Raw genomic sequence first — 11,223 nt, forward strand, 5'->3', positions numbered from 1 at the left:
CGGCGAGGTGGCGCTACACCGACATGCGCCAGAGCGCGATGACGAGCAGCGTAAAGAATGCGGCGACGATGTCGTCGAGCATGATGCCGAGGCCGCCCTTGAAGCGCCGGTCGAAATAGCGGATGGGCGGCGGCTTCACCATGTCGAAAAACCGGAAGACGACGAAGGCCCACAGCCGGCCCTCGAAAGCGACGGGCGTGATCATGAGCAGCACGAGCCAGAACGCCACGATCTCGTCCCAGACGATGGCCGAGGGATCGTCCGTGCGCAGCTTCTTCGCCGTGAAGGCCGTGATCCAGATGCCCGCAAAGAAGCCGAAGAAGATCAGCAGTCCCCACTCCGTCACCGTCAGATAGCGGTTGAGCACCTCGAAGGACGCCCAGGCGAACAGCGTGCCGGCCGTGCCGGGCGCGAGGCGCGAGAGTCCCGAGCCGAAGCCGAGCGAAACGATGTGCAGCGGATGGGTGAGCATGAACGGCGCGTCGGCGCGGCGCGGGCGAGTGGCCTGAGCGCCCGTGCCGGGTGCGGCGGCGTTGCTTGCCGAGCCTGCCGGAGGAGCCGGCTGACCGGCGGGCGAGGGCGTGGGATCAGTCTGCATGGAAGTGATCGAAACCTTGCAACGTCAGATTGAGCGGCGTGCCGCCCGCGTCGCGCCAGGCGATCTCGGGGGCGGCTTGCGGCGAAGTGCGGGAAGTCATTGTACCGATGCGCGTGACACGCACCCCCGCCTGTTGCGCGGCCGCCTCGACCGCGTCGCGCTGCGCGGGCGCCGCCGTGAAACACAGTTCGTAGTCGTCGCCCCCCGCGAGCGCGCATTGCAGCTGCACGTCGCGCGGCAGGCGCGCGAGCGCAGGCGAGAGCGGCAAGGCGTCGACGTCGATCGTCGCGGCGAGGTGCGAGCGTTCCAGGATATGGCGCAGGTCGCCGGCCAGACCGTCCGATACGTCGAGCGCCGCGCGGGCCACGCCGCGCAGCGCGAGGCCCAGCGCCACGCGCGGTTCAGGGTATTCGAGCGCCCGGCGCAACGGCGCGGCGTCCTGCTCGCGCACCGGCCATTCGCCGCGCATCATGCCGAGACCCGCGCGCGCATCGCCGGGCGTGCCGGAGACCCAGATGTCGTCGCCCGCGTGGGCGGCGTCGCGCCGAAGTGCGGCATCCTGACGCACGGAGCCGAACACTGTCAGGCACAAGTTCAGCGGCCCTGCCGTGGTATCGCCGCCGATCAACTCGCAGTCGAAGCGGTCGGCCAGCTCGAAGAGGCCCGCGCTGAAAGCGGCTAGCCAGTCCTCGTCCGCCTTGGGGAGCGCGAACGCGAGCGTGAAGCCGAGCGGCTGCGCACCCATCGCGGCGAGGTCGGAGAGATTGACGGCGAGCGCTTTGTGGCCGAGCGCGTGCGGATCGATGTCGGGGAAGAAGTGGCGGCCTTCCACCAGCATGTCGGTCGAGACGGCCAGTATTTCGCCCGCGGCGGGCGCGATGAGCGCGCAGTCATCGCCAATGCCCAGCGTGGCGCGTTGCGTGTTCGTGCGCGCTCGACGCGCAAAATATCGGTCGATCAGGGAGAACTCGGAAAGCATGACGAAAGGGTTATGTCAGTTGGGATATGGCCGTCGCCGCATAGGGCACCCTGGCATGGCTTTTCCCCCCATCGCAGTCGCCGGACTTGCGCCCGAACTGAAAGGAATGCTGCCAGGGATTGGCGCTACAATCGGTCAAACTTAGCGTTCGAGTTGTCATTCTAATCCGCACCCACGTCCTGCCTCCCCATGTCGAATCCCGCTACGAACAAGCTTCGCGAAGCCGCCCTCGATTATCACGAGTTCCCTACGCCCGGGAAGATCGCGATCGCGCCGACCAAGCAGATGATCAATCAGCGTGATCTCTCGCTCGCGTACTCGCCGGGCGTCGCGTTCGCGTGCGAGGCGATTGTCGAAAATCCGCTCAACGCCGCGCGCTTCACGGCGCGCAGCAACCTCGTGGGCGTCGTGTCGAACGGCACGGCCGTGCTCGGCCTCGGCAACATCGGACCGCTCGCCTCGAAGCCGGTGATGGAAGGCAAGGCGGTGCTCTTCAAGAAGTTCGCGGGCATCGACGTGTTCGACATCGAACTCAACGAGTCGGACCCGCACAAGCTCGTCGACGTGATCGCCGCGCTCGAACCCACGTTCGGCGGCATCAATCTCGAAGACATCAAGGCGCCCGAGTGCTTCATCGTCGAACGCGAAGCGCGCAAGCGCATGAAGATTCCGGTCTTCCACGACGACCAGCACGGCACGGCCATCGTAGTGGCGGCCGCCTTCACGAACGGCCTGAAGGTCGTGGGCAAGGACATCAAGGACGTCAAGCTGGTCGCCTCGGGCGCGGGCGCCGCCGCACTGGCGTGTCTGGACCTGCTCGTCGACCTCGGCCTGCCGCTCGAAAACATCGTCGTGACCGACCTGGCGGGCGTGGTCTACAAGGGCCGCACCGAGTTGATGGACCCGGACAAGGAGCGATTCGCGCGGGAAACCCACGCGCGCACGCTCGCCGAAGTGATCGAAGGCGCCGACATTTTCCTCGGCCTCTCGGCTGGCGGCGTGCTCAAGCAGGACATGGTCAAGCAGATGGCGGCCAAGCCGCTCATTCTCGCGCTCGCCAATCCGACGCCGGAAATCCTGCCGGAGCTCGCGCTCGAAGTGCGTCCGGACGCCGTGCTCGCCACGGGCCGCACGGATTACCCGAACCAGGTGAACAACGTCCTGTGCTTTCCGTTCATCTTCCGCGGCGCGCTCGACGCGGGCGCGACCACCATCACGCGCGAAATGGAAATCGCCGCGGTCAACGCGATTGCGGAACTGGCGCGCCAGGAGCAAAGCGATGTCGTGGCCACGGCCTACGGCATCCAGGATCTGCAGTTCGGGCCCGAGTACCTGATTCCGAAGCCCTTCGACCCGCGCCTGATCGTCAAGATCGCGCCGGCTGTGGCCAGGGCGGCAATGGACTCGGGCGTCGCGACCCGTCCGATCGAGGACATGGACGCCTACGAGCAGCACCTCCAGCAATTCGTCTACCACAGCGGCACGACCATGAAGCCGATCTTCCAGCTCGCGCGCGCCGTGGAGCCGGAGAAGAAGCGCATCGTGTTCGCCGAGGGCGAAGAGGAGCGCATCCTGCGCGCGGTGCAGATCGTGGTCGACGAAAAGCTCGCGAAGCCCATCCTGATCGGCCGTCCGTCGGTGATCGAGCAGCGCATCGCACGCTACGGCCTGCGCCTGCACGCCGGCCAGGACTATACGGTCGTGAACACCGACCATGACGAGCGCTACCGCGAGTTCTGGCAGACCTATGCGAAGCTCATGGCGCGCAAGGGCATCACGCAGCAAATGGCGAAACTCGAAATGCGCCGCCGCACCACGCTGATCGGCTCGATGCTCGTGGAAAAGGGCGAAGCCGACGGCATGATCTGCGGCACGGTCAGCACGACGCACCGCCACCTGCACTTCATCGACCAGGTGATCGGCAAGAGGGCCGGCTGCAACGTCTACGCGGCAATGAACGCGCTCGTGCTGCCGAACCGGCAGATTTTCATCGCCGACACGCACGTCAACGTCGACCCGACGCCGGAGCAGCTCGCGGAAATCACCATCATGGCGGCCGAGGAGGTGCGCCGCTTCGGCATCGAGCCGAAGATCGCGCTGTGCTCGCACTCGAACTTCGGTTCGAGCAACGCGCCGAGCGCCCAGAAGATGCGCGACCTGCTCGAGATCCTCCAGGAGCGCGCGCCGGACCTGCAGGTGGACGGCGAAATGCACGGCGACGTGGCGATCGACGCGAACCTGCGCAAGGAGATCCTGCCGGAGTCGACGCTCGAAGGCGAAGCGAATCTGCTGATCATGCCGAATATCGACGCGGCGAATATCTCCTACAACCTGCTCAAGACGGCGGCAGGCAACAACATCGCCATCGGGCCGATCCTGCTCGGCGCAGCCAAGCCGGTGCACGTGCTGACGGCTTCCGCCACGGTGCGCCGCATCGTCAACATGACGGCGCTGCTCGTCGCGGACGTGAACGCGGCACGTTGAGCTCAGTCCTGCGAGTCGCCGGCGGCGCCCGGTGACGCGGACCTGAAAATCGGTGTGCTCCTGTGAGCACGCCGATTTTTTTTGAGCGCGAGACCCGGCTCGAGCGAGCAAAATCGCGCGAAATGAGATTGTAAAATTTACCAGTTTGACCCTCGTGGGGAGTCAAGCTGTAGTCGTCCTCGCCTGACTAACGTTGCTTCCAGGCATCATTAGCGATACCCTTACACCTTTCATGGTCGTCGAACACGTAACCAGGGAAGCGGGAACCAGGTGATGGCGCCTCGTCTAACTCATTGTTTCGGCGGCGGTTTGTCTGGCTTGCGGCGCGCCGCAGCGGTGGCGCTGGTCGCAACCGCAGCGTTCGCGGCAGGTGGCGCTCAGGCGCGCACGAGTCAGCCGGAAGATGCGGGTAATCCGGTCGGCAGCATTTCGGTCAACGAACTTCCGCGTGAGGCGGTAGGCACGTTGAGCCTGATTGCGGCGGGCGGCCCGTTCCCTTTCGAGAAGGACGGCGTCGTTTTCGGGAATTTTGAGCGGATATTGCCACCGCAGCGGCGGGGCTACTATCACGAGTACACGGTCCCGACGCCGGGCGCGCACAACCGCGGTGCCAAGCGCATCGTTTGCGGTGGTCCACGCAAGCGGACCGACAACTGTTACTACTCCGACGACCACTACGCCAGTTTCAGGCGAATTATTGATTGACACCGGGATGAGCGGCATGAGCGATAACGTTTACGCGCACGACCCCCGGGTCGCGAGCGATCTGTTCGCGTCCGGGGAGGGCAACCTGTTCCAGCGCGTCATGCAGTTGAAGCACGACAGCGAGGCGCGCCAGGATGAGGCGGGGCTTTCATCGAACGAGGGGGCCATGAGCCTGTTTTCGACCGTGCAGCCGAATATTGTCCAGTCGATCCGGGCGTTTCGCATTCAGGATCTCTCGGACGAAGCCCAGCGGCTGCAGCAGCATTTCCTCTATGCGTTCTGCGCGAATGCGCAAACCAGGCAGGAAGTACTCGAGACGATTGCCACCTCGTTTCTGTTTCCGAAGCATTTCGGCAAGAACTACGACGGCCTGTACGACTGCCTGACCGATCTGGTGCAGAAAGCCGGCGAGCAGCCCGGTTTCGTGATCGTGCTGGAAGGACTGCCGATTGCCCAGAAGTTCGACAAGGACGGCCGGGAAACGCTGCTCGACGTCTTTCGCGAGGCTTCGGAATACTGGGCCGAGCGCAAGGTGCCGTTCCGCGTTTTTTATTCGTTCGCCTGACCTTCGGCTCACGTTCCGTCGCGCGCATGCGACAGAAAATCGCAAGCCCGCCTTCCGGCGGGCTTTGTCATTTTTACCCGCTGCGCTTACCAGCCGCCCCAGCGTGCGGCGAGCGCCGCGAGCACGGCGATGCCTGCCGTTTCGGTGCGCAGCACGCGCGGTCCGAGCCCCACGGCGAGGAAGCCGCGGTCGAGCGCCGCCTCCTCTTCCTGCGACGAAAATCCCCCCTCAGGCCCGATCAGCACCGTCACTTCGCCCGAAGGCGGCTCGACCGGCAAGGTCGAGAACGCGACGTTGGCGCGCGGCGAGAGCAGCAGGCGCAGTTCGCCTTCGCCGGGGCGCCCGGGTAAGGAGTCGAGCCATGTGGCGATGTCACGCGCGGGCGCGACGTCGGGCAGGCGGTTGCGTCCGCATTGTTCGCACGAGGCCTGCACAATGCGCTGCCAATGTGCCTGGCGGCGCACGGCGCGCTCGCCGGAAAGCCGCACGACGCTGCGCGCTGCGGTGAGCGGCACGAAGTTCGTCGCGCCCAGTTCGACGGCCTTTTCGATCAGCCAGTCCATCTTGTCGTTGCCGGCAATGCCCTGAGCGAGCGTGACGCGGTAAGGCGGCTCGGCTTCAAAGTCGCGGCGAGGGCCGATGCGCACCTGCGTGTCGCGGCGCTCCATGCCGACAATTTCGGCGCTGTACTCGCCGCCAAGACCGTCAAACAGCACGATGGCATCGCCGGGCTGCAGGCGCAGCACCTGGACGTGGCGCGTGACTTCGTCGGGAAGGGTGACGACCTCGTCGGATTGCAGGGCGCTGCCGACGAAAAAGCGGGGCATAGAACTATTTTTCATTGAATCGGGACAAGTGCCGAGCAAGCGCCCAGCGGTAACCGTCGAGGTCTTCGACCTGCGCGAAACGGTCCCCCCAGAACTGGTCCTGCGGCTCGCTCAGCGATTTCGCGCCGGCTTCGAGCGCCCGCGCATAAACCGCGTCGACATCGTCGACATACAGATAAAAAGATTGCGGCGCGACAGTCTGTGCGCTTTTGGGCGTGCGCGCGGTCGAGCCGAACGCGCCCTCCGGCGCGAACATGACGATCAACTGATCGTGGTAAGTCATTTCCACGTGCATGATCGCGCCGTCGTCCTCCACGCTGTCGCGTACCGCAAAACCGAGTGCTGCCCGATAGAAGTCCATCGACGCGCGCGCGTCGCGTACTGTCAGATACGGGGTCAGCCATGGCACGCCGGCAGGACGGGGTGCGGTCATCGAGTCTCTCCAGATTCGCGGTTCGGATGATGCGCCGTGCCGCTCCGGGCGAGGGCGCGCAGGACAAAAGCGCTATGGGACCGGCCGTTCTCCACGGGCAGGAGCCCTAGAGCGGCAGGAATTTGCCTAGTTTATCGCGGGCCGTGCATGAACCCTTTAACAGCGCCACGTGCAGTCGCGGGTCGTAGTAGCGCAAGCCTTCGAGTTGCCGCCCGGCGGCGCGCGCCTGCAACGCGGTCTCGTCGACTCCGGCGGGGTCGAGCGTGTCGCTCGCGATCGCCATGAGCCACAGTGAACCGTAGAGCGGCACGTAGGCGGCAAGCGGTCGCACGACGGCGAAGGCCGCGCGCAGTCCGCCGAGCAGCGCGCCCACGCGCTGCGCATGATGGAACGGCGAGCCCAGATGGAGCGAGACGAGCGCGTCGGCGCTCATCACGCGCTTGAGCGCCGCATAGAACGTCGGGGTATAGAGGCCCGCAGCCGGCGAGTCAGGCGGAGTCAGATCGAATACGACGAGGTCGAAGCGCGCCTGCGCGGAGGCGACAAACGCGGCCGCGTCGCCGATCACGAGTTCCACCCGCGGATCTTCGAAGGCGTCGCCGCGCACCTCGGGCAGATAGTCGCCCGTCAGGCGCACCACGTCCGGGTCCAGTTCGGCCACGACGATGCGCTCGATGTCCGGGTGGCGCAACAACTGGCGCGCCGCGCCGCCGTCGCCGCCGCCCAGCACGAGCGCCGCGCGCGGCGCGGGATGCGTGAGCGCGGCCGGGTGCGTCATGCATTCGTGATAGATGAACTCGTCGCCGGCGGAGGTCATCGGGCGGCCGTCCAGCGTGAACAGGCAGCCCAGTTGCGGCGTGTCCCAGACCTCGATGCGCTGCCACGGCGTGTCGGCCGCGGCGAGGCGGCGCGCGCCAGGAAAACCGTAGAGCGCGTCTGCCGCAGGATGGAAGAGAAGGGAGTCGGTCACGGAAGTCGAGGTGTGTTGCCGTTGCGCCTGAGCACGCGAAAATCCCGCAGTAAATAGGGCCAACAGAGCCATTATAGGGGTGTGAACCGGATCTGGGCCGCGCCAGAGGCCAACGCGAGGACGACGGCGCGTGCGGCGCATACCGCGCGCCTTACGGCCAGGGTTCATCCCCATGATCTGCTAGAATATTCCGCTTTGCAGCCCTCTCCGTTTGCTCCGGCCGTTTCGCGTCTCCTGGCGCCGCATGTGCGCCTGAGCGGGCGATTTGCCGAGCTTCCGGACTCCCGCGCTGCTGTGTGCGCCGCAGTTTGCCCTCGCAATTTGCGCTGTTCGCGACCTGCGCCGCCCACGCCGCTTTTTGCACACTTCCGGACTCGACATGACGACCTCGTCCTCCGCCTCCCCCGCTACCACCCAGTTGATGGCCAACGCCATTCGTGCGCTGTCCATGGACGCCGTTCAGCAAGCGAACTCCGGTCACCCCGGCATGCCCATGGGCATGGCCGAGATCGCCGTTGCACTGTGGTCGCGCCATCTGCGCCATAACCCGACGAACCCGCTCTGGAGTGACCGCGATCGCTTCGTGCTGTCGAACGGCCACGGCTCGATGCTGTTGTACTCGCTGCTGCACCTGACGGGCTACGACCTGCCGATGGCGGAACTGAAGAACTTCCGTCAGCTGCACTCGAAGACGCCGGGTCACCCCGAGTTCGGCATCACGCCGGGTGTCGAGACGACCACGGGCCCGCTCGGTCAGGGGCTGGCGAACTCGGTCGGCATGGCGCTGGCCGAAGCGCTGCTCGCTGCGGAATTCAACAAGGCCGACGCGAAGATCGTCGATCACCACACGTATGTGTTCCTCGGCGACGGCTGCCTGATGGAAGGCATCTCGCACGAAGCCTGCTCGCTCGCCGGCACGCTCAAGCTGAACAAGCTGATCGCGCTGTACGACGACAACGGCATTTCGATCGACGGCGACGTCGTCAACTGGTTCCACGACAACACGCCGGAGCGCTTCGAAGCCTACGGCTGGAACGTGATCCCGCACGTGGACGGCCATGACGTGGACGCGGTCGACGCGGCCATCCAGAAGGCCAAGGCCTCGGACAAGCCCACGCTGATCTGCTGCAAGACCATCATCGGCAAGGGCGCGCCCACCAAGCAGGGCGGCCACGACGTGCACGGCGCGGCGCTCGGCGCCGAAGAAATCGCCAAGTGGCGCGAAGCGGCGGGCTGGAAGTGGGAGCCGTTCACGCTGCCGCAGGAAGTCTACGCAGACTGGGACGCGAAGGACGCCGGTGCGAAGTTCGAAGCGGCATGGAACGAGCAGTTCGCCGCGTACAAGTCGAAGTACCCGACCGAAGCCGCCGAGTTCGAGCGCCGCATGGCGCACAAGCTGCCCGCGGACTGGGCGCAGAAGGCCGCCGCGATCGTCGCCGGCGCGGATTCGCGCAAGGAAACGGTCGCCACGCGCAAGGCTTCGCAGCAGGCCATCGAAGGCCTCGCCGCCGCACTGCCCGAACTGCTGGGCGGCTCGGCCGACCTGACCGGCTCGAACCTCACCAACTGGAAGGCTTCGAAGCCCGTGCGCGCAGCGAAGGAAGGCGAGACCGGCATCCAGTGGGGCAACCACATCAACTACGGCGTGCGCGAGTTCGGCATGAGTGCGGCGCTCAACGGCCTTAACCTGCACGGCGGCTACAAGGCGTTCGGCGGCACGTTCCTCACGTTCTCGGACTACAGCCGCAACGCGCTGCGCGTGGCCGCGCTGATGAAGTGCCCGTCGATCTTCGTATTCACGCACGACTCGATCGGTCTCGGCGAAGACGGCCCGACGCACCAGTCGATCGAACAGGTCGCAAGCCTGCGCCTGATCCCGAACATGACGCTCTGGCGTCCGGCCGACACCGTGGAAACCGCGGTGGCCTGGACCGAATCGATCTCGCATCACGGTCCTTCGTCGCTGATCTTCAGCCGTCAGAACCTGCAGTTCAACGAGCGCACGGACGCGCAAATCGCGAACATCGCCAAGGGCGGCTACGTCCTCAAGGACTGGAACGACGACATCCCGAGCCGCAAGATCATCCTGATCGCCACGGGCTCGGAAGTCGAACTGGCGATGAAGGCCGTCGAAGCGCTGCAGCGCGAAGGTATCGGCGCCCGCGTGGTGTCCATGCCGTCGACCAATGTGTTCGACAAGCAGGACGCCGACTACCGTGAGCGCGTGCTGCCCAAGGGCGTGCGCCGCGTCGCGATCGAAGCCGGTGTGACCGACTTCTGGCGCAAGTACGTGGGCCTTGAAGGCGGCGTGGTCGGCATCGACACGTTTGGCGAATCGGCCCCGGCTGGCGTGCTGTTCAAGCACTTCGGCTTCACGGTCGATCATGTCGTCGCGACGGCCAAGGCCGCGCTCGACAACTAAGCATGCGTAACGGGCCCGCCTGATCGGCAAGATCTGGCGGGCCCGCTGCCTTGAGCGTCCCGCCGGGCCGCCGCAGCCCGGAGTCGGCGCCAGCGCAGCACTGGTTTCAGAATTTTTCAGCCCTTAGGAGATAAACCATGACCATTCGCGTCGCTATCAATGGCTACGGCCGCATCGGCCGTAACACGCTTCGCGCGTTCTACGAGAACGGCAAGAAGCACGACATCCAGATCGTTGCGATCAACGACCTGGGTGACGCGAAGACCAATGCGCATCTGACGCAGTACGACACGGCACACGGCAAGTTCCCGGGTGAAGTGAAGGTCGACGGCGACTACCTCGTCGTCAACGGCGACCGTATCCGCGTGCTGGCCAACCGCAACCCGGCCGAACTGCCGTGGGGCGAGCTGGGCGTCGACGTCGTGATGGAGTGCACGGGCTTCTTCACGACCAAGGAAAAGGCCAGCGCGCACCTGAAGGGCGGCGCGAAGAAGGTGATCATCTCGGCGCCGGGCGGTAAGGACGTCGACGCGACCATCGTCTACGGCGTGAACCACAACGTGCTGAAGGCCGAACACACGGTCATCTCGAACGCATCGTGCACGACCAACTGCCTGGCACCGCTCGTCAAGCCGCTGAACGACAAGATCGGCCTCGAAACCGGCCTGATGACGACGATCCACGCGTACACGAACGACCAGGTTCTGACCGACGTGTACCACGAAGACCTGCGCCGCGCGCGCTCGGCCACGCACAGCCAGATCCCGACGAAGACGGGCGCGGCTTCGGCTGTCGGCCTCGTGCTGCCGGAACTGAACGGCAAGCTGGACGGCTACGCGATCCGCGTCCCGACCATCAACGTCTCGATCGTCGACCTGTCGTTCATCGCCAAGCGCGACACGACGGTCGAAGAAGTCAACGCCATCATGAAGGAAGCGTCGGAAGGCGCGCTCAAGGGCATCCTGGGCTACAACGACGCACCGCTGGTGTCGATCGACTTCAACCACAACCCGGCGTCGTCGACGTTCGACGCCACGCTCACGAAGGTCTCGGGCCGTCTCGTGAAGGTGTCGAGCTGGTACGACAACGAGTGGGGCTTCTCGAACCGCATGCTGGACACGGCTGTGGCACTCGCGAACGCGAAGTAAGCACGCTCGACGCTGCATGAAAAGACCGCCCCTCGGGGCGGTAATGAGATGGTCACCCCCACCCTACACGCGGGTTACGCTGTAGGGTGTTT

At 65.4% G+C, this 11,223-nt stretch carries 10 protein-coding genes; 5 read left to right on the forward strand and 5 right to left on the reverse strand.

Features of this window, described 5'->3' with window-relative positions; genetic code table 11:
- Nucleotides 1-13 precede the first annotated feature (13 nt).
- A complete protein-coding gene (locus ACOJB8_RS08370; protein WP_069269130.1) occupies nucleotides 14-598 on the reverse strand; it encodes a phosphatidylglycerophosphatase A family protein in 585 nt (194 codons plus the stop codon).
- Nucleotides 588-1,577 carry a thiamine-phosphate kinase gene (thiL, locus tag ACOJB8_RS08375; RefSeq protein WP_069269129.1) on the reverse strand — a complete coding sequence of 330 codons (990 nt, stop codon included), beginning with the start codon at nucleotides 1,575-1,577 and terminating at the stop codon, nucleotides 588-590. Before thiL ends, ACOJB8_RS08370 begins: the two co-directional genes overlap by 11 nt.
- Before the next feature lie 189 nt (nucleotides 1,578-1,766).
- Between thiL and ACOJB8_RS08380 the strand changes: the two genes are divergently transcribed.
- The 3 genes from ACOJB8_RS08380 (at nucleotide 1,767) to ACOJB8_RS08390 (ending at nucleotide 5,331) form a co-directional block, all read left to right on the forward strand.
- Nucleotides 1,767-4,061, forward strand: a complete 2,295-nt coding sequence (locus ACOJB8_RS08380; RefSeq protein WP_368618174.1) for an NADP-dependent malic enzyme — start codon at nucleotides 1,767-1,769, stop codon at nucleotides 4,059-4,061.
- A gap of 273 nt (nucleotides 4,062-4,334) precedes the next feature.
- Nucleotides 4,335-4,766 carry a ribonuclease gene (locus tag ACOJB8_RS08385; protein WP_342949479.1) on the forward strand — a complete coding sequence of 144 codons (432 nt, stop codon included), beginning with the start codon at nucleotides 4,335-4,337 and terminating at the stop codon, nucleotides 4,764-4,766.
- Nucleotides 4,767-4,773: 7 nt separating this feature from the next.
- Nucleotides 4,774-5,331, forward strand: a complete 558-nt coding sequence (locus ACOJB8_RS08390; RefSeq protein ID WP_069269127.1) for a barstar family protein — start codon at nucleotides 4,774-4,776, stop codon at nucleotides 5,329-5,331.
- 86 nt (nucleotides 5,332-5,417) lie between these two features.
- On the opposite strand, the gene ACOJB8_RS08395 is transcribed toward ACOJB8_RS08390, so the two are convergent.
- From ACOJB8_RS08395 to speE, 3 genes are all read right to left on the reverse strand, one after another.
- On the reverse strand, nucleotides 5,418-6,158 hold the full coding sequence (locus ACOJB8_RS08395) for a 16S rRNA (uracil(1498)-N(3))-methyltransferase (RefSeq protein WP_475012071.1): 741 nt from the start codon (nucleotides 6,156-6,158) through the stop codon (nucleotides 5,418-5,420).
- Nucleotides 6,159-6,162: 4 nt separating this feature from the next.
- Nucleotides 6,163-6,591 (reverse strand): VOC family protein, encoded by a 429-nt coding sequence (locus ACOJB8_RS08400; RefSeq protein ID WP_069269125.1) that lies wholly within the window; start codon nucleotides 6,589-6,591, stop codon nucleotides 6,163-6,165.
- 106 nt (nucleotides 6,592-6,697) lie between these two features.
- Nucleotides 6,698-7,561 (reverse strand): polyamine aminopropyltransferase, encoded by an 864-nt coding sequence (gene speE / locus ACOJB8_RS08405; protein WP_475012072.1) that lies wholly within the window; start codon nucleotides 7,559-7,561, stop codon nucleotides 6,698-6,700.
- Nucleotides 7,562-7,940: 379 nt separating this feature from the next.
- Here speE and tkt point away from each other — a divergent pair, with 379 nt between their 5' ends.
- Nucleotides 7,941-9,983 (forward strand): transketolase, encoded by a 2,043-nt coding sequence (gene tkt, locus ACOJB8_RS08410; RefSeq protein WP_342949476.1) that lies wholly within the window; start codon nucleotides 7,941-7,943, stop codon nucleotides 9,981-9,983.
- Nucleotides 9,984-10,120: 137 nt separating this feature from the next.
- A complete protein-coding gene (gene gap, locus ACOJB8_RS08415) occupies nucleotides 10,121-11,131 on the forward strand; it encodes a type I glyceraldehyde-3-phosphate dehydrogenase (RefSeq protein WP_069269122.1) in 1,011 nt (336 codons plus the stop codon).
- Nucleotides 11,132-11,223: the final 92 nt, after the last annotated feature.

Source organism: Paraburkholderia sp. BR10141 (assembly GCF_056155635.1).